Source organism: Marinobacter arenosus (genome assembly GCF_019264345.1).
GTDB lineage: Bacteria > Pseudomonadota > Gammaproteobacteria > Pseudomonadales > Oleiphilaceae > Marinobacter > Marinobacter arenosus.
The window spans coordinates 1,202,955-1,225,930 of sequence record NZ_JAHVAO010000001.1 but is presented as its reverse complement, the minus strand read 5'-3'; the positions used below and the strand labels follow the sequence as shown (position 1 = coordinate 1,225,930).

The 22,976-nt window shown below is 59.7% G+C and carries 18 protein-coding genes; 12 read left to right on the top strand and 6 right to left on the bottom strand.

What is annotated here, in order from left to right:
- The first annotated feature begins 121 nt into the window (after positions 1–121).
- Positions 122–2,416: a DNA topoisomerase IV subunit A gene (gene parC, locus KXD86_RS05585; RefSeq protein WP_218635066.1), complete on the top strand. Its 2,295-nt coding sequence runs from the start codon at positions 122–124 to the stop codon at positions 2,414–2,416.
- Positions 2,409–3,641 carry a phosphoserine phosphatase SerB gene (gene serB / locus KXD86_RS05580; protein ID WP_218635065.1) on the top strand — a complete coding sequence of 411 codons (1,233 nt, stop codon included), beginning with the start codon at positions 2,409–2,411 and terminating at the stop codon, positions 3,639–3,641. The genes parC and serB overlap by 8 nt, the downstream gene beginning before the upstream one ends.
- Positions 3,642–3,718: 77 nt before the next feature.
- Here serB and KXD86_RS05575 read toward each other — a convergent pair whose 3' ends face one another.
- The 3 genes from KXD86_RS05575 to epmB all read right to left on the bottom strand — a co-directional run bounded on the left by KXD86_RS05575 (position 3,719) and on the right by epmB (position 9,080).
- Positions 3,719–5,803: an EAL domain-containing response regulator gene (locus tag KXD86_RS05575; protein WP_218635064.1), complete on the bottom strand. Its 2,085-nt coding sequence runs from the start codon at positions 5,801–5,803 to the stop codon at positions 3,719–3,721.
- 188 nt (positions 5,804–5,991) lie between these two features.
- A complete protein-coding gene (locus KXD86_RS05570; protein ID WP_218635063.1) occupies positions 5,992–7,818 on the bottom strand; it encodes a cyclic-di-GMP receptor FimW-related protein in 1,827 nt (608 codons plus the stop codon).
- Between the two features lie 224 nt (positions 7,819–8,042).
- Entirely contained in the window at positions 8,043–9,080 is a 1,038-nt protein-coding gene (gene epmB, locus KXD86_RS05565) for an EF-P beta-lysylation protein EpmB (protein WP_218635062.1), read from the bottom strand.
- Between the two features lie 45 nt (positions 9,081–9,125).
- Between epmB and efp the strand changes: the two genes are divergently transcribed.
- Entirely contained in the window at positions 9,126–9,701 is a 576-nt protein-coding gene (gene efp, locus KXD86_RS05560) for an elongation factor P (protein ID WP_218635061.1), read from the top strand.
- A gap of 8 nt (positions 9,702–9,709) precedes the next feature.
- A complete protein-coding gene (gene epmA / locus KXD86_RS05555) occupies positions 9,710–10,678 on the top strand; it encodes an EF-P lysine aminoacylase EpmA (protein ID WP_218635060.1) in 969 nt (322 codons plus the stop codon).
- A 3-nt stretch (positions 10,679–10,681) separates the two neighbouring features.
- Here the strand turns inward: epmA and asd are convergent, their stop codons facing one another.
- On the bottom strand, positions 10,682–11,536 hold the full coding sequence (gene asd, locus KXD86_RS05550) for an archaetidylserine decarboxylase (RefSeq protein ID WP_218635059.1): 855 nt from the start codon (positions 11,534–11,536) through the stop codon (positions 10,682–10,684).
- A 175-nt stretch (positions 11,537–11,711) separates the two neighbouring features.
- Between asd and motA the strand changes: the two genes are divergently transcribed.
- Positions 11,712–12,563 (top strand): flagellar motor stator protein MotA, encoded by an 852-nt coding sequence (gene motA, locus KXD86_RS05545; protein WP_218635058.1) that lies wholly within the window; start codon positions 11,712–11,714, stop codon positions 12,561–12,563.
- A 31-nt stretch (positions 12,564–12,594) separates the two neighbouring features.
- Positions 12,595–13,554 (top strand): flagellar motor protein MotB, encoded by a 960-nt coding sequence (gene motB / locus KXD86_RS05540; protein WP_218635057.1) that lies wholly within the window; start codon positions 12,595–12,597, stop codon positions 13,552–13,554.
- 17 nt (positions 13,555–13,571) lie between these two features.
- Here the strand turns inward: motB and rsgA are convergent, their stop codons facing one another.
- Positions 13,572–14,627 (bottom strand): small ribosomal subunit biogenesis GTPase RsgA, encoded by a 1,056-nt coding sequence (gene rsgA / locus KXD86_RS05535; protein WP_218635056.1) that lies wholly within the window; start codon positions 14,625–14,627, stop codon positions 13,572–13,574.
- A gap of 118 nt (positions 14,628–14,745) precedes the next feature.
- Here rsgA and orn point away from each other — a divergent pair, with 118 nt between their 5' ends.
- The gene (gene orn, locus KXD86_RS05530) at positions 14,746–15,288 is read left to right on the top strand and encodes an oligoribonuclease (RefSeq protein WP_218635055.1); all 543 of its coding nucleotides are present in this window, start codon (positions 14,746–14,748) and stop codon (positions 15,286–15,288) included.
- Between the two features lie 8 nt (positions 15,289–15,296).
- Here the strand turns inward: orn and queG are convergent, their stop codons facing one another.
- Entirely contained in the window at positions 15,297–16,376 is a 1,080-nt protein-coding gene (gene queG / locus KXD86_RS05525) for a tRNA epoxyqueuosine(34) reductase QueG (protein ID WP_218635054.1), read from the bottom strand.
- A 148-nt stretch (positions 16,377–16,524) separates the two neighbouring features.
- Between queG and KXD86_RS05520 the strand changes: the two genes are divergently transcribed.
- From KXD86_RS05520 to miaA, 5 genes are all read left to right on the top strand, one after another.
- A complete protein-coding gene (locus tag KXD86_RS05520) occupies positions 16,525–18,084 on the top strand; it encodes an NAD(P)H-hydrate dehydratase (RefSeq protein ID WP_218635053.1) in 1,560 nt (519 codons plus the stop codon).
- Positions 18,081–18,578: a tRNA (adenosine(37)-N6)-threonylcarbamoyltransferase complex ATPase subunit type 1 TsaE gene (gene tsaE, locus KXD86_RS05515; protein WP_218635052.1), complete on the top strand. Its 498-nt coding sequence runs from the start codon at positions 18,081–18,083 to the stop codon at positions 18,576–18,578. Before KXD86_RS05520 ends, tsaE begins: the two co-directional genes overlap by 4 nt.
- A gap of 69 nt (positions 18,579–18,647) precedes the next feature.
- A complete protein-coding gene (locus KXD86_RS05510) occupies positions 18,648–19,970 on the top strand; it encodes an N-acetylmuramoyl-L-alanine amidase (RefSeq protein WP_228739475.1) in 1,323 nt (440 codons plus the stop codon).
- 20 nt (positions 19,971–19,990) lie between these two features.
- Positions 19,991–21,907, top strand: coding sequence for a DNA mismatch repair endonuclease MutL (mutL, locus tag KXD86_RS05505; protein ID WP_218635050.1), 1,917 nt, complete (start codon positions 19,991–19,993; stop codon positions 21,905–21,907).
- 6 nt (positions 21,908–21,913) lie between these two features.
- Positions 21,914–22,957 carry a tRNA (adenosine(37)-N6)-dimethylallyltransferase MiaA gene (gene miaA / locus KXD86_RS05500; RefSeq protein ID WP_228739327.1) on the top strand — a complete coding sequence of 348 codons (1,044 nt, stop codon included), beginning with the start codon at positions 21,914–21,916 and terminating at the stop codon, positions 22,955–22,957.
- Positions 22,958–22,976 lie beyond the last annotated feature (19 nt).

The following is a 22,976-nucleotide window of genomic DNA, read 5'->3' as shown; positions in this document are numbered from 1 at the left end:
GTGTATCCGTGCCGGCGTCCATATAATGTGGCCTCGCGCTGAGGTCCGTGATTAATTCGGACGCAACGGGTAGCATCGTCGGCGTCATTCACAACAGGTAATACAGGCAAAAGAGGCATCCATGCCAGAGTTTCAGACTACGGATGAAGGCTTTGAGCGGGTTTCACTCAGGGACTACACGGAAAAGGCCTATCTCGACTATTCCATGTACGTCATCCTTGATCGGGCCCTGCCCAATGTGGGAGACGGGTTGAAGCCGGTTCAGCGGCGCATTGTATACGCCATGTCCGAACTGGGCTTGAAGTCCACGTCCAAGTACAAGAAATCCGCGCGTACCGTCGGTGATGTTCTGGGTAAGTTCCATCCTCATGGCGACAGCGCCTGTTACGAAGCCATGGTGCTGATGGCCCAGCCGTTTTCCTACCGTTATCCACTGGTGGATGGGCAGGGGAACTGGGGATCGCCCGACGACCCCAAGTCCTTTGCCGCGATGCGATACACCGAGTCACGGTTGGCACCGTTTGCGGAGGTACTTCTCAGCGAGCTGGGTCAGGGAACCGTCGACTGGGCACCTAACTTTGACGGCACCATGGATGAGCCCTCAGTCCTGCCGGCGCGCCTGCCCCATGTTCTGCTTAACGGCACCACCGGTATTGCGGTCGGTATGGCCACGGACATTCCACCTCACAACGTGCGTGAGGTGACCGCCGCCTGTATCCGGTTGCTGGATAGCCCGGATGCCTCGGTGGATGAGCTGTGTGAGCACATCAAGGGCCCGGATTTCCCCACGTACGCCGAGATCATTACGCCGCGCAAGGACATCCGCCAGATGTACGAAACCGGTCGGGGCTCGCTGCGGATGCGGGCACGCTGGATTCGCGAGAACGGCGAGATTGTCATTACCGATCTGCCGCACCAGGTGTCCGGTGCCCGGGTGCTCGAGCAGATTGCCCAGCAGATGCAGGCGAAGAAGCTACCCATGGTGGCCGACCTGCGAGACGAGTCGGACCATGAAAACCCCACGCGCCTGGTGATTGTTCCCCGTTCCAACCGGGTGGACCTCGAAGGCCTGATGGCGCACATGTTCGCCAGCACCGACCTTGAGAAAACCTACCGGGTGAATATCAACGTGATCGGCAACGATGGCCGGCCCGGGGTCAAAGGTCTGCGCGAGATTCTGACCGAGTGGCTGGCCTTCCGCCGGACCACGGTGACCCGACGCCTCCAGCATCGTCTCGACAAGGTTCTGGCGCGCCTGCACATCCTCGAAGGCTTGCTGATTGCCTACCTCAATATTGATGAGGTGATCGAGATTATCCGCACCGAGGACAAGCCCAAGGCGGAGCTGATGTCACGGTTCGGGCTCTCGGCCGATCAGGCCGAAGCCATCCTCGAACTGAAGCTGCGCCACCTGGCGAAACTCGAGGAAATGAAAATCCGGGGTGAGCAGGATGAGCTGGCTGCCGAGCGCGATGAGCTGCAGTCCATCCTCGGCTCCGAAGATCGCCTCCGGGAACTGATCAAGGCGGAGTTGCAGGCGGACGCTGAAACCTTTGGTGACGACCGCCGCTCACCGATCGTTGAGCGCGAAGAGGCCCGGGCGTTCAGTGAGGTTGACCTGGTCTCCAATGACCCGGTCACCGTGGTGCTGTCGGAAAAAGGCTGGGTTCGCGCCGCGAAGGGCCACGATATCGAGCCGGAAGGCCTGAGCTACAAATCCGGGGACCGCTACGCCCTCGCGGCAAGAGGACGCAACAACCAGCAGGCCATCTTCCTGGATTCCACCGGTCGGGCGTACTCACTGATGGCGCACAGTCTGCCGTCGGCCCGAGGCCAGGGGGAACCGCTGACCGGCCGGATTAACCCGCCGTCCGGTGCGACTTTTTCCGGCCTTTTGATGGGAGATCCTGCCCGTAAAACCCTGCTGGTGACCGACGGCGGGTATGGCTTTGTCACGTCCCTGAACGACATGATCAGCAAGAACCGGAATGGCAAGGCGGTGGTCAGCGTGCCAAAGGGCGCCCGCATCATGCCGCCCATTACGGTTCCGCAAACGGATAAAACACTGTACCTCGGTGCCATTTCCAACGAGGGCAGGATGCTGGTCTTCCCACTCAGTGAGTTACCGGAACTGGCGAAGGGTAAGGGCAACAAGATCATCAGTATTCCGTCGGCCCGGGTTCAAAACCGGGAAGAGTTCGTGGTAGCGGTGGCGGTATTCGCCGAGGACGATCAGCTGGAAATCCGGGCCGGGAAGCGCAAGATGGGCTTGCAGTTCAGCGACCTAGAGCATTATCTGGGTGAGCGTGGCCGGCGTGGCCACAAGCTGCCTCGCGGGCTCCAGCGGGTGGATGCCATTGACGTGATTGCTTCCGCGGCAAGAACGGAAGAAGAGGAGAGCGCCGAGAGTGAGTGAACTGGTACTGATTAACGTTTCCGGTCGGGACAAGCCCGGGCTCACCTCGGAGATTACCGGGATCATGGGCCAGTACGCGGTTCGTATCCTCGATATCGGCCAGGCGGTGATTCACGATCACCTGACCTGGGGCATCCTGATTGAGATCCCGGACGAATCCAAGTCGTCACCGGTGATCCGCGATCTGCTGTTCCGGCTCCACGCGCTTGATCTGCAGGTGCGGTTTGCGCCGATCTCGGTGGAGGAATATCAGTCCTGGGCGGAAGGGCGCAACCGGGCCTGTTACATCGTCACACTGCTGTCCCGCGACATCAAGGCAGAGCAGATTGCGAGGGTGTCGGCGATCACCGCCAGGCATGGACTCAACATCGACAACATTTCCCGTCTGTCGGCCCGTCCGTCGTTGAACCCATCGGAAAACCGGATTGCCTGCGTGGAGTTCTCGGTGCGTGGCACGCCATCCGATCTTGAAACGCTTCGGGCGGATTTCCTGCACATCGCCGGCGAGATGAACGTGGACATTGCCTTCCAGGAAGACTCCATATTCCGCCGTAACCGGCGGCTGGTGGTCTTCGATATGGATTCCACCCTGATCGACGCCGAGGTCATCGATGAGCTGGCTCTTGAAGCCGGTGTCGGCGAGCAGGTGGCCGGGATTACCGAGCGCGCCATGCAGGGGGAGCTCGACTTCAGCCAGAGTTTTGCCGAGCGTCTGGCGTTGTTGAAGGGGCTGGACGAGTCCGTGCTTGAAGGCATTGCCGCCCGACTCCGGATGACCGAGGGTGCCGAGCATCTGATCAAGAGCCTGAAGGCGCTGGGCTACCGTACTGCGATCCTGTCCGGTGGTTTCACCTATTTTGCCCGCCACCTCCAGAACAAGCTGGGCATCGATTATGTCTATGCGAACGAGCTGGAGATCGAAAACGGCAAGGTTACCGGCCGTGTCGCCGGACAGATTGTCGACGGCAACCGGAAGGCTGAATTGTTGCTGGAGATTGCCGAGAAGGAACACATTTCCCGTGAGCAGGTGATCGCCGTGGGGGACGGGGCCAACGATCTGCCAATGTTGAGCCAGGCTGGGCTGGGTGTGGCGTTCCGCGCCAAGCCGCTGGTCAAGGAATCCGCGCGCCACTCGATTTCGACGTTGGGGCTGGATGCGATTCTGTACCTGATCGGTTTCCGGGAGAGTGAGACCAATCAGGGGTTGGAGCGGGCAGGTTTCTAGGACGATCCCGATCGTCGGACAAAAAAAGACCGGCTCCTCGAAGGGGCCGGTCTTTTTTTCGCCTCACGTGCTGGGGGTCACTGGTCGCCGAAGTCGTAATTCATCTCCGGAACCGGCGCCTGCAGGTAGTAACCCTGGATGTAGTTCACCCCGGCCTGCCAGAGCGTGGCCAGAACGCCAGCGTTCTCGACCAAGGGAATGATCGTCAGCTTTCCGCTGCTCTGCAGCGTCTTCACCATCTCCTTGACCTGCTCTTTGGCTTCGTCGTTCTTCTGGATTTCTTCGGTGAACGAGCCATCGATCTTCACGTAGTCCGGATCGATGTGTTTCAGGGTATTGAATGGGTTGAGCGCGCACCCAAACTGGGAAATGGACAGCTTGCAGTGCAGCTCGTGAATGGCCTTGGTGAATTCCTTGGCCTGCTTCAGGTAGTTGTTGGCGTCCCCTTCGCGGATCTGGAAGATGAGCGAGTCGCCGGGCAGGCGCGCGGCCTTGAGGGCGACGCTGAGCCAAGGCGTAAAGGTCTTGTCCTGCAGAGTCTCTGCCGTCAGGTTCAGGAACAGCCGCGTATCGTGTCCTTTCGAACGGTGGCCGGCCAGGTGTTTGATGGTTTGCAGGATCACCCAGCGGTCGATCTTGATGGCCGTGTCGGAAGGACCCATCGGCGGCAGGAAGTCGTAGGGCGAAACCTCCTCGTTGTCCTTGTCGAGCATGCGGACGAACGCTTCGTAGTGCTCTTCACCCTCACCACGGAGGTTGATGATCGGCTGGAACAGCAGTTTGAAGCGGTTGTCTTCCAGTGCCTTCTGAATCGCCTCTACGGAGTTGCTCTCATCCAGCGCTTCGTAATCCGCGGGGTTGTACACCAGAACGCCGTTGCCCTGCTCATGGCCGTCCTGCTTGCGAACGTCAGACGACGCCGTATGCGCCCGTGCCATCAGTTCTTCCGCCTTGGGCGAGTTCTCGGTAATGGCCGCAACACCAATGCTGACGGTGAACTGGATCGTGCGGCCGTTGATGTCGAACAGGTGATCTTCTACGGCCTTGCGAATACCCTCGCTGCGTTCGGCCATGCTCTTGTCGTCGCAGGGCTGGCCCATGATGCAGAAAGCGTCATCGCTGAGACGGGCCAGAACGACGTCGTCGCCAGCCTGTTCTTTCAGCAGGTTCGCCAGATCCCCCAGCAACAGGTCGGCACCGGCAATGCCCACCTGGCCTTTCAGGCTCATGAAGTTGTCGAGGGCGATGTAGGCGAGGGCGCCAGTCTCGTTATTCTTGCCGGCCTTGGCGATGTTCTCCGCCAGGGCGTCCATCAGGTGCTGACGGTTGTACAGCCCGGTCAAGAGGTCCTGGCTGCTGATCTGGCGAAGCTTCTCCTCCAGTTCAGCGTCGCTGTGTTCCGGCTGCATGACAATCTGGGTGCACGCCTCACCGTCGTAGGTGGCGGCGGATACCGACATGGTGACGTTCAGTTCGTGATCGTCACTGCGCCGGGCTGTGCAGTTCAGGGTCATGCCGTCTTCGCCCTTTTCGACGAAAGACTTCATGAACTCCTTGTACTTGTCCTGGCTATCCGGCGTCAGGGTGTCCAGGACCGGGATGCAGATCAGTTCGTCAATGTCGTCGTAGCCCAGGAATTCCATGTAGGACTGGTTGGCATAGATGTGCATGCCATCATTGATGTAGGCGATCGCATCCTTGGAGCTTTCCAGCAGGAGCTGACAGCGCTGTTCGGCTTCCCGCAGGTGGGATTCCAGGACCCGGCGACGCCGACGCTCGTCAAGTGCGGCCAGCTCACGATTGACGGTCAGGACCAATTGGTCCGTATACGCGAACGGGACGGTGTCCTGGGCACCCGCTTTCATCATTGCCACCGTGCGCTCACGGTTCGCTTCCTCCGTGAGCAGAATGAACGGAATGTCCTTGTCCATCCGGCGGATCATGGCCAGGGCGTCGTCCGCAGTGAACTCCTGCTCCAGGTCCCGAGCCAGCAACAGGTCCCAGTTGCCGGCTTTGAGGGTCTCTTCGAGGTCTTCCTCTGACGTGATGCGGTGGGCTCGGGTGGCCTTGCCGGAGTTTCTCAGGAGGCTGACCAGGGATTCGGCATCGTTCTGGTCGGGATCAAGGATCAGTAGGTGTACGGTCGCGTTCTTTTTCTGCATTCGTAAGGCGTCTCGTGAAACACGTTTGGCTGAGCCGACCCGATTTTATAGTCGTCAGTAAGCATTTACATCCTGCACATGAGTTGAGGATTGTCTGCATCCGTGGGCCGGTCGGTCATGTATGCTGAATGATGCAGTGGATAGCCTCCAATAACAACCCTCAGGCCTCGGGGTTTCGCTACCAACGGTTACAGAGACGGCCAGAGCGAGTCGAACTCATCCTCACTGGCGCCGGACGAGGGCGCCGGCGTGCTCGGATTCAGTGCAGCGGCGTTCTGAAGTTTCAGTTCGAACTGGCTGATGCTGCCGGTGGACGACACCTTTTTTGACAGCTGTCCCTGGTCTTCGCGCCCGTCATGCAGGAGCGAGATACGGCTGCCGGGCTGGAAGGGAAGGCGCGGAGTAATCAGGGTTGCCGACTGGTTGACCACGCTGATTTCGGGCAGGAGCAGGCCCCGAAGGTATTCGCTACTGTTGCCCACCTTCTGGATCAGTCTCACGCCGCAAGGCGCGGCGCTTGGGGCCAGGAGTTCAATGCCGACCTGCGTACCCTGGTTTTTGATCTGGCGAATCCAGCGAACCACCGCCACGCTCCAGGGGTGAGACGTTTGCTCACGCACACCCAGAATCTCGCCCGCCTGCAGCGACGCGGGCACATTGCTGTCCCAGGCGACGCAGTAGCCGCCGGGGCTGGTGTTGATGAGCAGGGCATGGTGGGATTTCGGCCGATTTTTCTCCGCAAACTGGGTCGATGCGGTGCCGTGGCTGCCCCGGAAGGTGATGGGCGCATCGGAGGAATGCAGGCCGTCGTCGCTTGGCCCGGCGTCATGCGCACCAGCCCAGGCGTCCTGGTTCTTGCGGGCATTGCGCACGAACAGGTTTTCTTCATCGTGTTGGCCGTTATCGTTCCCACTCACAAACTCGGTGAAGGTTTTCTCGCCGGCAATAAAATAGTGTGCCGCGGACAGGCCAACGCACACTTCCAGGTGGCCCTGGCTGGCAATGCGGTTGAAATTGCGCTTGGCCAGAATGCCCAGGGCCTGGCTCAGATGGGTCAGCAGGGTATCGCTGACTTTGGCTGGCACGTTCAGGTTACTGTCGCCCTTGATCTGGTAACCGGGGCCTTTGCCCTGGTTGCGTCGGACGTGCAGGGCGTCCATTACCATGGAAGACAGTTCTCGGGTATCAAAGCCGAAACTCTCTTCCCCGGGCTGGTGATCAAGCAGGCTTCGATAGATTGGCGGATTGTCGCGCTCCATGTTGCACACGAACAGGCTGTCCTCGCCGATATCGGGGCCGCAGCGGGTATGATCGCTCCACACCTCGCACAGCTCGTACACCTGCAGAAGTTCTGACTGGCGCAGCTGGTTGGGGCGGGCACACCCCAGTAAAAGAATGCGCTTGTAGGCATCAGCCACGGAGCTGGAGCGTCGATGCAGCAGGGTGTCGTCCTCAACGTCCATCGAAGCCAGCTTGTTGCGGTGGGCAAACCGGAACAACCGATGGCACTCGAGCCAGCTCTGGGCCGGACTGGGGCAGTAGAGCTGATGGGAGCGGACGATGGTGGCAGCGAGTTCGGAAATCGCGCGGTGCGCGGCGGTGGCAACCTGCTTGCGGTTGCGGTCTACCCCGCCGTTGTCGAGGAATTCCAGCACGCAGAGTTTGTAACCGGAGGCCAGGTGCAGCTGAAGCGCCTGGGACAGGTTGGCAATTTTGCGCTGTTTTTCGGGCAGGGCCACAGCCATGCCCAGGTAATGACGGGACAGTTCGTTGCAGACAAAATGGATTTTTTCGCGAATCAGTTCCAGAAACTGGATCCGTTGCTGCGGTGCGATAAACAGGTGGTTGAGCTCAATGATGGCATGATAGAGCTGGCGGGAGACCTCGCCGATGTTGGCCATTGGCAACTGGCTTACCCATCCCCGAAACGCTTTGGGCGTGGTATCACAGAACGACAGGCTGGCTGTCTTTTGTTCAGGGACTCGAAGATCTGGTTTCAGGATCATGCCTTCCATGAATTCACGCCACTTTTCAGGGTCACGGTTGGTATCCCGGGTTAGCCCAGTACAGCACGGCAGTAGGGTATTCGTACTGCCGGCCTATCAAGGAAAACACCGCAAATACTATTATTGTTCGAACATTACCGGACTCTAAAATAGCAAGCCAGTTACAAAAAGCGAACAAATCACGAGTTCACAATCTTTGACATGTGAAGTTAGGCCAGGTTTTGAGAAACGTGTCACGGGAACAGGTTGATAGGGGACTTGCCCTCTCTTCCAGGGACTTCCCGCACCAGTTTTGGGACCAGAAAGCCGGGCAAACGGTTCAGTAGTGCTCGAACCAGGCCCCGCGCCTCATCATCGGTTACATCGTAATGGTGGGCCCCTTCAACCGGGTCAAAAGCGTGCAGGTAATAAGGCAGTACGCCGGCGTCAAACAGGGTTTCACTGAGCGCCTCGAGCACATCGGCGTCATCGTTCACCCCGCGCAGGATGACACTCTGGTTTAACAGCATAACCCCGGCGGCCCGCAGTTTGCCCAACGCCTCCCGGGTTTCGTCGTCGATCTCGGCGGGATGGTTTACGTGCAGGACCATGACGACTTGGACCGGCGTTGCACTGAGCCAGTCCAGCAGCGCGTCGCACACGCGCTGGGGGATGACGACTGGCAGCCGGGTGTGAAGCCTCAGGCGCCGGATGTGCGGGATGGCGCTCAGGTCGGATGCCCATTGGGCCAGCAGTCGATCATTGACGGCAAGCGGATCCCCGCCGCTGAGGATCACCTCATTGATCTCAGGACTTGCCGTCAGCCTGTCGATCACGTGCTGCCGGTCTCGCGGGCTCAGCCGCTGGTCCTCATAGGGAAAGTGGCGGCGGAAACAATAACGGCAATTGATGGCGCACTGTCCGGTCACCATGAGCAGCGCCCGGCTGCGGTACTTGCGGATCAGTCCGGTGGCCTGAATTGCACCGTCCTCTTCGAGCGGATCACGCAGGAACCCCGGAACGGTCTGGCTTTCCTGATGCAGTGGCAGCACCTGTCTAAGCAAGGGGTCGTGCGGGTCGGCCTTACGCATCCGGTTGAGGAAAGGCTCCGGGACCCGCACGGGAAATAGTTTATGTCCGGCCCGAGCGCCTTCCAGCCATTGTTCGGGCGATAACGCCAAGCGTTCAAGAAGGGCCTCGGGCGAGGTGATCGATTCCGAAAGCAGTTGCTGCCAGCTTCGGTCGCCATCGGCAAGGTGGGCTTCTATACGGGTGGGGGTTCGCTGTATCATAGCGACCTTTGATTTTTAAACTGCATTCTGTCAGGTGAACATTTCATGGCTTCATATTCTACCAACGAATTCCGCAGCGGTCTTAAGGTTTTGCTGGATGGCGACCCCTGTATCATGCTCGACAATGAATTCGTCAAACCGGGGAAAGGCCAGGCCTTCAACCGGGTAAAACTGCGGAATCTCATGACCAACCGGGTCTGGGAACGCACCTTCAAATCCGGCGAGAGCCTCGAAGCCGCTGACGTCATTGATCAGGACATGGAGTACCTGTACACCGACGGCGAGTTCTGGCACTTCATGCTGACGGATGGCTCGTTCGAGCAGTATCCGGCCGATGCCAAGGCGGTGGGTGATACCGTCAAGTGGCTGAAGGAACAGGACGTGTACACGGTTACCCTGTACAACGGAGCCCCGTTGACCGTAACCCCGCCCAACTTTGTTGAGCTGGAAGTGGTGGATACCGACCCGGGTATGAAGGGCGACACGGCACAGGGCGGCTCCAAGCCCGCGACACTTTCTACCGGCGCCGTTGTTAACGTGCCACTGTTCATCACCATCGGTGAGGTGCTCAAGGTGGATACCCGGTCTGGCGAATACGTCAGCCGCGTGAAAAGCAGCTAACCCCCGGTATGACCGAAACTCCTGTCTGGCAGCCTTCTGCCTCCCAGGCAGCATTGGAAAGCCGTGCACAACAGTTGGCGTTTGTGCGCGGCTTTTTTGCTTCGCGAAAGGTCATGGAGGTCGAGACACCGGTGTTGGCCCGGCATGGTGTAACTGACCTGAATCTGGATGGCGTCTCGGCAGACGTTTCGGCCGTGGGCCAACGTGGCGGCTGGCTTCAGACCTCCCCCGAATACCACATGAAGCGGCTTCTCGCGGCTGGCTCGGGACCGATCTATCAGGTGTCAAAGGTGTTCCGGAACGGCGAACGGGGTCGGCGCCATAATCCCGAATTTTCGTTGCTCGAATGGTACCGCGTTGGATTTGATGACATCGAGCTGATGGCCGAAGTGTCGGACCTGGTCTGCGGCTGGCTCGACTGTCCGCGTCCCCGTCAACGGTCTTACCGTGACGCCGTTAAAGCCTGGGCCAACTTTGATCCCTTCGAAATCAGTGATCATGATCTGGCGCGTATCTGCGAGCAGTGGCTCGAGCCGGAGCAGCTTGCAGGCCTGGGGCGCGACGGTTGTCTGGATTTGGTGATGAGTTTTGCCGTAGAGCCGAATCTCGGGCGGGGCCATCCAGAGTTCATTACCGGCTACCCAGCCTCACAGGCGGCGCTTGCCAGGGTGTCGCGAGTGGATGGTCACGATATGGCTCACCGTTTTGAGCTCTATATTGACGGCCTGGAGCTCTGTAATGGCTACTGGGAGCTGGCCGATGCCAACGAGCAGCGTCAACGGTTCGAGGCCGATAACCGGCTTCGCAGGCGATCCGGAAAGCCGGAGATGACGGTGGACGAGGCGTTTCTGGCCGCAATGGCCGCTGGTCTGCCGGATTGTGCCGGCGTTGCCCTCGGGCTCGACCGGCTACTGATGCTGAAACTGGGCGCCGAGGATATTTCCGAGGTCCTCGCCTTTCCCTTCGAACGGGCCTAACGCTCAGGCCAGGGTGCCGAAGGCTTGGCCCATTTGTACGGTCTTGCCCGCATCAAGGTGATCGTTCCAGCTCACGGAACCCTTGGGCATAATCATCACAACCGTGGAACCCAGTCGGAACCGGCCCATTTCCTCGCCTTTGGCAAAGGTCCTGGCCTCCTCGCCTTCGTAGCGTGTGCTGGTGATCAGTCCGCTGCCGGGGGCCACGACGCCCGACCACACGGTCTCGACACTGCCGACGATCATGGCGCCGACGAGTACCATGGCCATGGGGCCGGCGTCGGTGTCAAAGATGCAGGCGACCCGTTCGTTTCGCGCGAACAGGTTTGGGACATTCTCTGCCGTCACCGGATTCACTGAGAACAGTTTGCCGGGAATGTAGACCATTTCCCGAAGGGTGCCAGCCACCGGCATGTGGATGCGGTGATAATCCTTTGGTGACAGGTAGATCGTCGAGAATTCGCCCTCTTCGAAGGGCTCGGCCCGCTGTTGATCGCCGCCCAACAGTTCCGTCAGGCTGAAGGTTTGTCCCTTGGCCTGAAAAACCCGGTCACCACTGATCTGTCCGAGTTGGCTGATGGCACCGTCGACCGGGCTGACCAGGGTTTTTTCGCCCTCGGCAAGCGGGCGAATGCCCGGTTTCAGGGCCCGGGTGAAGAAGGCGTTGAAGCTGGGGTAGGATGTGTAATCCGGTTCTGCGGCTTCGCTCATGTTTACCCCATAGCGGCCGATAAACCACTTGATCACGCGATTCTTGAGCGCGGGTGTGCGGTCGTTTTCCGCGAGCCGGCCGGCGAGGCGTGAAACCGCCAGTTGCGGTACAACGTACTGGCTCAGAACAAACAGCTTGTTAAACATTGAATAGGAACCCTTAGCGCTCAAAGGCGCGAAGTTTACCAAAGACTGGTCCTTGTATAGAAATTGTTTCATGGCTTAGCGGTGGTTGCAGAGCCTTGCTATGATCGGGGCTCATAACAATGCGGACGCGCTTGGCGTTCGTCGATAACCAAAAACCAAGGCGTACATTCTTCCCATGTTACTTATTATTGGAGCGGTGGTTGTCGTTGCGAGTGTGCTCGGTGGATACACGCTGCACGGTGGCAACCTGATGGTCCTCTGGCAACCGACAGAGGTTCTGATTATTTTCGGTGCTGCAATCGGATCGTTCGTGATTGCCAATCCATTGCACACGGTCAAGGAAGTATTCCGCGGTGCGCTGCGGCAGTTAACGGGGTCACCGTTTAATAAGTCCTTCTATGTGGATTTGCTCAGCCTGCTGTACGAGATCTTTGACAAATCCCGAAAGCAGGGTGTCATGGCCATCGAAGAGGATATTGATAACCCCGAGTCCAGCCAGATTTTCAGTCGTTACCCGGCGATCATGAAATCGAAAGAGCTGCTTGCCTTTATCACGGATTACCTGCGCATCATCAGTTCCGGCAACATGGCAACCCACGAACTGGAAGGCATGATGGAGAATGAGATCGACAGCCGCGAGCACGAACTGGCGGAGCCATCGCACGCGGTTCACAAGATTGCGGATGCCCTTCCGGGCCTGGGCATCGTCGCAGCGGTACTGGGTATTGTGATTACCATGAACTTCCTTTCCGATGGGCCGGAGCGTATCGGCATCAGTGTCGCGGCGGCGCTGGTCGGTACCTTCCTCGGTATTTTCATGGGGTATGGCTTTGTAGGCCCTCTTTCTGCCGCCATGGAACACACCGCCAAGTACGAGCTGAAAGCCTATGAATGCACCAAGTCTGCCATAGTCGCGACGGTGTCAGGGCAGGCGCCGCAAATGGCGATTGAATTCGGTCGTAAGGCATTGCCCACCGACAAGCGGCCCGGCTTCCAGGAACTGAACGATCACGTTCGCTCCAAGTAATCTCTGTCCAACTCTGACCTGGAGCTGATGCGTGGAAGAACAACCGATCATCATCAAACGCAAGAAGGTGGTTGCTGGCGGCCACCATGGGGGCTCGTGGAAGGTGGCCTTTGCCGACTTCGCGACCGCCATGATGGCGTTTTTCCTGGTGCTCTGGTTGACGGCGACGGCCACGCCCGAGCAGAAACGCGCGGTGGAGGGTTATTTCCGCGACCCCGTCGGTTTTACCGAAGGCGGTTCGCCCAATCCCATTGACCTGGAGGGCAGCGCGTCGGTGGTTACCGAGGCCAGTCCCGATATTGAATCCAGCCAGATCCAGATCGAAGACGACGTGGTGGACGAACTGTCCGAAACCCTTGAACAACGCCGTATGGAGGAGTTGTTCCAGGAACTCAAGGAGCGGATTGAACAGAACGAAACGCTGCAGGAGTTCAAGGATCAGTTGCTGATCGATATCACGGACGAGGGCTTGCGCATTCAGATCGTCGACCGCTCGGGCCGCCCGATGTTCGACAGCGGTCGCGCAGAACTCAAGTATTATTCGCAGGACATTCTGTTCGAGCTCGCCAAAACCCTGGGTTCGGTGGATAACAAGCTCAGCCTGACAGGGCACACCGATGCGACGCCGTTCAGTGGACGGCCGGGCTACACCAACTGGGAGTTGTCAGCCGATCGCGCCAACACGGCCCGGCGGGCCCTGGTAGCCGGCGGTGTCCGGCCGCAGCAGATTGCCCGGGTCGTGGGGCTGAGCGACTCGGTGCTGTTTGACAAGGAAGATCCGCAAGCACCGATCAACCGCCGGATTTCCATCATTGTGCTGAATAAGAAGACGATCAAGGGAATCCAGGACAGTGCCGGCCTCAATGGTGAGCCGCTCATTGATCTGACCAAGCCTTCAGAAGCCGAGCAGCAGGAAGCCATGGAGAAGCTGGAGAGCGGCAACTGGCAGGACGACAAACCCGAGCCAGCGCCGGGCGAGCTGACCTGGTAATCCTGGCCGCGCGGCGTTCAGTCCAGCTTTAGGCCGCGCGCCTGCTGTTCGCTCATGTCCTGCAGGATGCGGTGGAAACTCTTCAGGCGTTCCGGGCTGATGCGCCCTTTGTCTGCCGCGGCGTCGATGGCGCAGCCGGGGTCACCCATGTGCCGGCAATTGCGGAATTTGCAGTGGCCGATCTCTTCCCGTATCTCCCGAAAGCCGTATTCAATCTCCTGTGGCGTCATGTGCCAGAGGCCGAATTCCCGAATGCCCGGAGAGTCGATCAAGTCACCGCCAATGGGTAGGTGGAAGAGTTTGGCGGTTGTGGTGGTGTGTACGCCTTTGCCCGTGCTTTCTGAAACGGCGCCAACCCGGATGGCCTCATCCGGAATCAACGTCTGGATGATTGACGATTTTCCGACACCTGACTGGCCGACGAAGACGCTGGTCTGGTTCTTAACCAGGGCCTCAACTTCCGGCGAAGGCCGATCGCCGGATTCCGCAGCGGAGGTGCGGACAACCTCGTAGCCCAGCGATTCGTAACGATCCAGCAGGGCGTTGATCTGGTCCCGGTTCCGGTCAGTGATCAGGTCGGTTTTGTTCAACAGGATGACGGCCGGAATATCGGTGATTTCCGACGCCACCAGGTACCGGTCGATCAGGTTGTCGTGGGGTTCCGGCTCCGACGCAATGACCAGAATGATGTGATCAATGTTGGCCGCCACCGGTTTCAGGGCGCCGAAATTATCCGGGCGTTGCAGCAGGTTCTGGCGGTCACAGCGGGCGACGATGACGCCGGTTTCGTTCTTGCCGGGACGCCACACTACCTTGTCGCCGGTGACCAGGCTGTCGATGTTGGCCCGGACGAAACAGCGCACTACCTCACCCGAGCGTTCTCCTTCCAGGGCCTCCACATCCAGTTGCTGGCCATAGTGAGCAATGACCAGGCCTTCCTGTTCCGGGCCCAGTTCCCCGGCTTCGGCCTGTTCCATAACGGCTTTTTCCTTCCGGGCGGCGCGGGCGGCTCGTTCTTCCTGGATTTTCTTGATTCGGAATTGCTGCTGTTTGTTCAGTCGCCGTTTTGCCATTAAGGACCAGCTGCCAGTATTCGGTGGAGTGAGGTGTCACATCATACGTGAATCGGCCACAATACGCAGAGTATTACCCATTTCCACCATCAAGATACCCCGAGGTTAGGAGCTGAGAATGGCAGAAGGTGACCGTTTAGTTTGGATAGACCTGGAGATGACCGGCCTCGACCCGGAGAAGGAACGGATCATTGAGATGGCCACCATCATCACCGATTCGGAGCTCAATGTCGTGGCTGAAGGGCCGGTCATTGCCGTGCATCAGCCTGATAGCCTGTTGGACTCGATGGATGAGTGGTGCACGAACACCCATGGTGCCAGTGGCCTGACTCGCCGGGTGAAGGAAAGTACCATCGATGAGGCCGAGGCGGAAAGGCAGACCCTCGCGTTCCTCCAACAGCACCTGGAGTCCGGCAAGTCGCCGCTGTGTGGCAACAGCATCGGTCAGGACCGTCGATTCCTCGTCAAGTACATGCCAAAACTGGAGGGTTTCTTTCATTACCGCAACCTGGACGTTTCCACCATCAAGGAGCTGGCGCGGCGCTGGCGCCCGGACGTGCTGGCAGGCGTGAAGAAGCAGGGCAGTCACCTGGCCCTCGATGATATCCGGGACTCCATCAACGAGCTGCGGCACTACCGCGATACCTTCTTCAAGCTGTAGGTGCCGAACTACAGCCCGTGTTGCGTCAGGGCCCATTGCACGTGCTCGCGGACCATACCGTTGGGGTGGTCCGCCCGCTGTTTCAGGGCTTCGATGACGGGAATGGTTGAGGGCGCATTGCCCAGGCCTACGGCCAGGTTCCGCAGCCACCCTTCATAACCTGTACGGCGAATGGCCGACCCCTCGGTCCGCTTCAGGAACTGCTCCTCCGTCCACAGAAAGAGCTCTGCAAGGGAGCTGTTGTCCAGACCGTGGCGCGGCTGAAAATCGTCTTCGCCGGTGGGCTTGCTGAATTTCTGCCAGGGACAGACCAGTTGGCAGTCGTCGCAGCCAAACACCCGGTTGCCCATCAACGGTCTCAGTTCCTCGGGAATGCTGCCCTTGAGTTCAATGGTGAGGTAGCTGATGCAACGTCGAGCGTCGAGTTCGTGCGGTCCGACGAATGCATCCGTCGGGCACAGGTCGAGGCAGGCGGAGCAGCTGCCGCAGTGGTCCGTTTCAAAGGGGTCATCAACGGGCAGCGGAGCACTGGTAAAAATCTCGCCCAGAAAGAAAAACGAGCCGGCTCTGGGGTGGATCAGCATGTTGTTCTTGCCGATCCATCCCAGCCCGGCGCGTTGGGCGAGCGCACGCTCCAGCACCGGCGCGCTGTCCACGAACGCTCGATAGTCATAACCGCTGACAGCTTCGTCAATCCAGTTCGCCAGCGTGGCGAGGCGTTTGCGGATCAGCTTGTGGTAATCCCGTCCCAGCGCGTATCGGGTCACGTACGCGTTTTCCCGGTTAGTAAGCGCTTCTTTCGGGTTGTCCGGAGCCGGCAGGTAATCCATTCGCACGGAGATGACCCGGGCCGTGCCGGGCACCAGCGATGTGGGCGTGTAGCGCTTGTCGCCGTGATAGCCCATGTAATCCATTTCGCCCTGATAGCCTTTTTCCAGCCAGTGCTGCAGATGCTCGGCATGAGGGCCCGTTTCAGGGAGGGTTATGCCGAGATCTGAAAAGCCGAGTTCGCAGGCCCGCTCGCGAATGCGATCAACCAGGTCTGCGAAATCCTTTTCGGTATTTGAGGGGGCAGATGCTGCGCTCATGGGGCCTGCTGTTCTGAGGCAACTTATTGAAAATCAGTATGCCAAACTTTAATTTGATTAAGTTATGACCTTTTTCCCTGTTTTGCTATGCTTTACAGGTATATGGCCATTTTTCTTAAACCGGTTTCTGTAACGGGAGCGAGGGCTCATGCCGCCGTCCGATGTGAGCAGTCTACCAGACCCATTGTTTTCCGCCGATGCCGTGCGGGAGATCGATCGCTATGTGATTGATCAGCAGGGGGTAGACGGGTTTGACCTGATGCAGCGGGCTGCCTATTCGGCGTTTCGGCGGCTGGTTCGGAGCTGGCCGGATACGGGGCCTGTGCTGGTATTGTGCGGTGCCGGGAATAATGGCGGTGATGGCTACCTGGTGGCGGCCAACGCGGCCCGTCACGGAATCGAGGTGCGATGCGTGGCGGTAGCCCCGACCACGAAGTTATCCGGTGACGCCCGCAAGGCCTGGCAGAAGGCCTGCAGCGACGGGGTGCCGGTTCTGGAGATGAGCGATCTGGATGAGGCGGAGCTGGATGACCTGTTCAGCCATGCCGGAGTGCTGGTGGATGCGATGCTCGGCACCGGCGTATCGGGAGCGCCGCGAGACCCCTTCGCCGGCCTGATCGCCCGCTGCAACAACGTTGCGGCTCCGGTCCTGGCGATAGACCTACCCTCTGGGCTCAACGCCACCACGGGCGCGGCGGAGGGAGACGTGGTTCATGCGGACCTGACCGTGACGTTTATTGGTCTGAAGGCGGGCTTGTTTACCGGTCAGGGGGCGGCCGTCTGCGGGACTGTGGTGTTTGAGGGGCTCGACGCCGAGGATGGCGTGGCCTTGAGTGGTCAACAGCCCCTGGCGCACCGGCTTGATTGGCCGGCCACCCGGCCGTGGTTGTCGCGACGGTCGGCGAATGCCCACAAGGGGAATTTTGGTCACGTGCTCGTGGTGGCGGGTGATCGTGGATTTGGCGGGGCCGGTTTGATGGCGGCTGAAGCCGCTGCACGGTCGGGCGCGGGGCTGGTTTCCCTGGCCACTCGTCCGGAACATGTGACAGCGGCCCTGGCACGATGCCCATCGATCATGGTCCATGGCCTGATTCATGGCTCTGAGTTACCTCCGCTGCTGGAGTCGGCAACGGTCGTTGTCTGCGGTCCCGGCATGGGGCAGGGAGCCTGGGGACAACAAATGCTGGAGCAGGTGGTCGACAGTGGCAAGCCACGGGTGCTCGATGCCGATGCCCTCAACCTGCTGTCATCACGTGTGCCGGTGCTGGCGGACAATCATATATTGACGCCGCACCCGGGCGAGGCGGCCCGACTGCTGGACTGTCTGGTGCCGGAAGTGGAGGCGGACCGGGTTGCTGCGGCCAAAAGGCTGCAAAAGATTTACGGGGGTACGATTCTTCTTAAGGGCGCCGGGACGGTGATTGCTTCCGAGGGCGAAACCGTCGATATTGTCAGCGGCAGCAACCCCGGCATGGCAACCGGAGGCATGGGTGACGTTTTGTCCGGCATGATTGGCGCTTTGTACGGTCAGCTTGGTAATGCTAGGCGAGCGGCAGGGCTGGCTGCGAGCGTTCACCTGGCGGCCGCCAACCTGGCTTCGGAGAGCAAAGGGTTTATAGGGCTCATACCCAGCGATGTAATCGATGCATTACCGTCCGTGTTCCGCGAGTCGGAAGCCGGCGATGGACGGACTTGGGAGGACTCATGAGTATTTTCGGAAACGAGCGGCGCCTGTTCCTGGAGAATGAGTCGGAAACCGAACACCTCGGGCGCGAGATCGCCCGGGTGGTCATCGAGTCGGGCAGGGGCCTTACCGTCTTCCTGGATGGCGACCTTGGCATGGGCAAGACCACGCTCAGCCGTGGGGTCATGCGAGGGCTGGGTCATGAGGGCGCGGTCAAAAGCCCGACCTACACACTGGTCGAGCCGTATGAGCACCTGAAGCCCACGGCGTACCACTTTGATCTTTACCGCGTGGGAGACCCGGAAGAGTTGGAATACATGGGAATACGGGATTATTTTACGGGCCAGAGCCTCTGCCTGATCGAATGGCCCGAGCGGGGCAAAGGCTTGTTGCCCGAGGCGGATCTTGAAATACACCTTGAGCGCGAGGGCGAAGGCCGTTCGGTGGTGCTCAGGGCGGGTTCAGAACAGGGGGCGGCCCTGCTGAACCAACTGGAAACAGTCGGCCCCGGCCATTGAAGGCGTCGGGCTAAGTCTCTTTGAGAGCAGGACAGCGGTATGAGTAAGGTTGTATCAATCCTTGACAGAATGGTGGGCCTGGCGGCGATTCTGGTGCTGTCGGTTTCGTTTGCTGCCCAGGCGGGCACTCGCGTGGAGGGTGTTCGGGTATGGCCGGCTCCGGATCACACCCGACTGGTGCTCGATACAGCCGGCAAGGTCGCCCACAACGTATTCTCACTGCAGAGTCCGGCCCGACTGGTTATTGATCTCAAGAACACCGACCTGAAGGCGGATTTTGACAAGCTGGACCTGTCCGGCAGCCCGATTCGCCGAATCCGGAGTGCGCCCCGCAACGGCACGGACCTGCGCGTGGTCCTCGATCTGAAAAGCGATATCAAGCCTCGCAGTTTCCAGCTTGAGCCGAATGAGCAGTACGGTCATCGCCTGGTGGTTGATCTGATTGATGAAGGCGGGCGCAGGCTGGAAAAAGCAGCCAAGCCCACGGTCACTCAGAACGCCGACGGTAAGCGGGATGTGATTGTGGTGATTGATGCCGGCCATGGGGGTGAGGATCCTGGTGCAATCGGGCCGCGGGGCACCCGAGAAAAGGACGTCGTGCTCAAGATGGCGAAGACGCTCGCGAGCCTGATCAACGAGCAACCCGGTTACACGGCAAAACTGACCCGTACGGGGGACTATTACATCGGTCTGAGAAATCGGACTTTGCTGGCGCGCAAGTACAACGCGGACCTCTTTGTGTCGATGCACGCCGATGCCTTCCGGACCCCGCAGCCGAAAGGCGCGTCCGTTTTTGCCCTGTCGCAACGGGGTGCCACCAGTGAAACCGCGCGTTGGCTTGCCCAGAGTGAAAACCGGTCGGATCTGACCGGCGGTGTGTCGCTGGATGGCCGCGACGACATGCTGGCCGGCGTGCTGCTCGATCTGTCCATGACCGCGAGCATCAACGCCAGCCTGGGCGTGGGCAGCTCGGTACTGGGCAAGCTGGGCAGTGTCGCCAAGCTGCACAAGTCCGGCGTCGAGCAGGCTGCGTTTGTGGTCCTGAAATCGCCGGATATTCCGTCCATCCTGGTCGAAGCCGGATTTATCTCCAACCCGCAGGAAGAGAAGAACCTGTCGACAGAGTGGTATCGGAACCGTCTGGCCAACGCCATCATGAAAGGCATCGACGACTACTTCCAGAAAACGCCGCCGCCGGGCACGCTGCTGGCGTGGCAGAAACAGCAGGAGCGGGGCGGTAACAGCGTCAGTCATTACCGGATACAGCGCGGGGATACCCTTTCCGGGGTCGCCAGAAGGAATCAGACCACCGTCAGTGAACTGATGCAGTTTAACGGCCTGAGGGACGACCGTGTTATGGTAGGGCAAACCATTCGTATTCCCGCATCCTGATCAAGAGGTTTTCCCGAAACATGCCCCACATTCATTTGCTCTCGCCACGGCTTGCGAACCAGATCGCTGCTGGCGAGGTGGTGGAGCGTCCTGCGTCTGTCGTTAAGGAACTGGTTGAAAATGCCCTGGACGCCGGTGCAGGCCGGGTCGATGTGGAGGTCGAGCAGGGCGGCGCAAAACTCATTCGGGTCAGGGATGACGGCAGCGGTATTGACGAGCAGGATCTGCCCCTGGCGCTCAGCCGCCACGCCACCAGCAAGATCGCCAGCCTGGATGATCTGGAATCGGTGGCGTCGCTCGGTTTCCGTGGCGAAGCCCTGGCCAGTATCAGTTCTGTTTCCCGATTGACGCTTACGTCCCGGACAGCGGCCCAGGAAGCGGCTTCCCGGGTTGAGGTGGAGGGGCGCGACATGGACGCCCGCATTTCGCCCGCAGCGCATCCGGTTGGCACCACCGTGGAAGTTCGCGATCTGTTCTTCAATACCCCCGCTCGCCGCAAGTTCCTGCGTACCGAAAAGACCGAGTTCAATCACGTGGAGGAGTGTGTCCGGCGCCAGGCCCTGAGCCGCTTTGACGCTGGCTTCACGCTGCGCCACAACCAGCGGGTGGTGCAGAGTTTGCGCCCCGCCGAGTCTGCCCTGGACAAGGAACGCCGGATCGGAGCCCTTTGTGGCCAGCAGTTCATCGACAATACGGTGGTGATTGATGCCGAGGCTACTGGCCTGCGGTTATGGGGGTGGGTGGCGTTGCCGACGTTTTCCCGGAGCCAGGCTGACCTGCAGTATTTCTTCGTGAACGGTCGGGTCATCCGCGACCGCCTGGTCGCTCACGCCGTGCGTCAGGCCTACCGGGACGTGCTCTACAACAACCGGCATCCGGCCTTTGTCCTGTACCTGGAGGTCGATCCGGCCACCGTCGATGTGAACGTGCATCCCACCAAGCATGAGGTGCGGTTTCGCGACGGCCGGCTGGTTCACGATTTCATCTTCCGGACTCTGCACAAGGCGCTCGCCGACGTTCGCCCGGACGACCACCTGCGAGGCGCGGTTGCCCAGTCTTTCGGCCGTGAGAACGCGTCTGGGCCCCAGCCCGTCATGCCCGGTCCCGGAATGCCTGATAATGGCTGGTCCGCGCAGCCGGCCAGCGTGGGGGCGGGTCAGCCCGCGGTTCAGGGTAACGCCTTCGGAGGGCAGTACTCGGGCCAGCCGCAATCCCAGCAGGAGTGGCGTGCCAGTGACCAGATGGCGTTCTATAACTCCCTGAACGCCGGTGGTGGGGTTGATCATGGCGCTTCGCCGGCAACCGCCGGTGTGGCTGTGGCAACGCCCACGCCACCGACGGACAGTGAAGAGGAACCGCCACTGGGGTATGCCATTGCCCAGCTTCACGGCATTTATATCCTCGCCCAGGGGCGGGCCGGGCTGATCGTCGTTGACATGCATGCGGCCCACGAGCGGATCACCTACGAGCGTATGAAGCGGGCATTGGCCGAGCAGGACCTCAAGAGTCAGCCGTTGCTGGTGCCGCTGTCGGTGGCGGTGAGCCAGAAGGAAGCAGCGCTGGCGGAGTCCCATGGTGAGGAATTACAGCAGCTCGGGTTGCAGGTCGAGCGGATCGGGCCCGAGACCCTGGCGGTGCGGCAGGTGCCGGCACTGTTGCGTGGGGCGGATACGGAACAACTGATCCGGGATGTCCTCGCTGACCTGATCGAACACGGCCAGAGTGACCGGATCGAGGCAGTCACCCATGAACTTCTGGGAACCATGGCCTGCCACGGGTCCGTACGGGCCAATCGGCAGCTGACCATTCCGGAAATGAACTCTCTCTTGCGGGACATGGAGGCCACGGAACGCAGTGGCCAATGCAATCATGGCCGTCCGACCTGGACGCTGGTCACGCTGTCGGAGCTGGATAAGCTGTTCCTGAGAGGGCGCTGATTGATCATGGCCGCGCAGAGCATCCGGGCAGCAGAACGCCCGCACGCCATCTTCCTGATGGGGCCAACGGCATCCGGCAAGACCGATTTGGCGATCGATCTCTGTTCTCGCCTGCCCTGCGACATCATCAGCGTGGATTCCGCAATGGTTTACCGGGGCATGGACATCGGTACCGCCAAGCCCTCGGCTGACGAATTGGCACGGGCGCCGCACCGGCTGATCGACGTTTGTGACCCCGCTGAAACCTACTCGGCGGCGGACTTTCGGCGGGATGCACTGTCGGAAATGGAGAAGATTGCCGCCGCGGGCCGGATTCCCTTGCTGGTGGGTGGCACCATGATGTACTTCAAGGCCCTGCTGCACGGGATGTCCGGATTGCCGGGCGCAGACCCGGAGTTGCGGCGGACTCTGGAGCAGGATGCAAGCGAGAAAGGCTGGTCCGCGCTGCATCACGAGCTTGAGGAGAAGGACGCCGTTGCTGCCCGCCTGATTCATCCGAACAACCGCCAGCGTTTGTTGCGGGCGCTTGAGGTTGTTCGTCTGACCGGCAAGCCGATCTCGTCATTCTGGCAATCCGAGAGTAACAGTTCGTCCCAAAATCAAGGGGATGGTGTTGAGGATTACACCTATTTTACCCAATGGCAGGCAGACGAAGTCACTTCGCTTCCGTATACTGTGACTCAGCTCGCCATGGCGCCTCAGGATCGGCGAGTGCTTCATGAGAGAATCCAACTGCGCTTCCTGAAAATGCTGGACGCGGGCTTTCTTGATGAAGTGCGGGCGCTGATGGTCAGAGGCGATTTGCACACGGATCTCCCTTCCATGCGTTGTGTCGGTTATCGTCAGGCCTGGGGTTACCTGGCCGGTGAATATGACTATGACACATTTGTAAGCAAGGGCGTTGCCGCCACACGGCAGTTGGCAAAGCGGCAGTTAACCTGGTTGCGCAAGTGGTCCAATGTAGACTGGCTGGATAGCGGAGATGAAGATATCTCTAAGGCAGCCTTGAAAAAAATTGGACTTCGCACCACATTTAATTCTGAAAAATGACGATCTGCATTTACTAAAA

Coding starts and splice junctions, on each gene's coding strand:
- parC (WP_218635066.1), top strand. CDS start 122: ATGCCAGAGTTTCAGACTACGGATGAAGGCTTTGAGCGGGTTTCACTC.
- KXD86_RS05575 (WP_218635064.1), bottom strand. CDS start 5,803: ATGCAGAAAAAGAACGCGACCGTACACCTACTGATCCTTGATCCCGAC.
- KXD86_RS05570 (WP_218635063.1), bottom strand. CDS start 7,818: ATGGAAGGCATGATCCTGAAACCAGATCTTCGAGTCCCTGAACAAAAG.
- epmB (WP_218635062.1), bottom strand. CDS start 9,080: ATGATACAGCGAACCCCCACCCGTATAGAAGCCCACCTTGCCGATGGC.
- efp (WP_218635061.1), top strand. CDS start 9,126: ATGGCTTCATATTCTACCAACGAATTCCGCAGCGGTCTTAAGGTTTTG.
- epmA (WP_218635060.1), top strand. CDS start 9,710: ATGACCGAAACTCCTGTCTGGCAGCCTTCTGCCTCCCAGGCAGCATTG.
- asd (WP_218635059.1), bottom strand. CDS start 11,536: ATGTTTAACAAGCTGTTTGTTCTGAGCCAGTACGTTGTACCGCAACTG.
- motA (WP_218635058.1), top strand. CDS start 11,712: ATGTTACTTATTATTGGAGCGGTGGTTGTCGTTGCGAGTGTGCTCGGT.
- rsgA (WP_218635056.1), bottom strand. CDS start 14,627: ATGGCAAAACGGCGACTGAACAAACAGCAGCAATTCCGAATCAAGAAA.
- orn (WP_218635055.1), top strand. CDS start 14,746: ATGGCAGAAGGTGACCGTTTAGTTTGGATAGACCTGGAGATGACCGGC.
- queG (WP_218635054.1), bottom strand. CDS start 16,376: ATGAGCGCAGCATCTGCCCCCTCAAATACCGAAAAGGATTTCGCAGAC.
- KXD86_RS05520 (WP_218635053.1), top strand. CDS start 16,525: ATGCCGCCGTCCGATGTGAGCAGTCTACCAGACCCATTGTTTTCCGCC.
- tsaE (WP_218635052.1), top strand. CDS start 18,081: ATGAGTATTTTCGGAAACGAGCGGCGCCTGTTCCTGGAGAATGAGTCG.
- KXD86_RS05510 (WP_228739475.1), top strand. CDS start 18,648: ATGGTGGGCCTGGCGGCGATTCTGGTGCTGTCGGTTTCGTTTGCTGCC.
- mutL (WP_218635050.1), top strand. CDS start 19,991: ATGCCCCACATTCATTTGCTCTCGCCACGGCTTGCGAACCAGATCGCT.
- miaA (WP_228739327.1), top strand. CDS start 21,914: ATGGCCGCGCAGAGCATCCGGGCAGCAGAACGCCCGCACGCCATCTTC.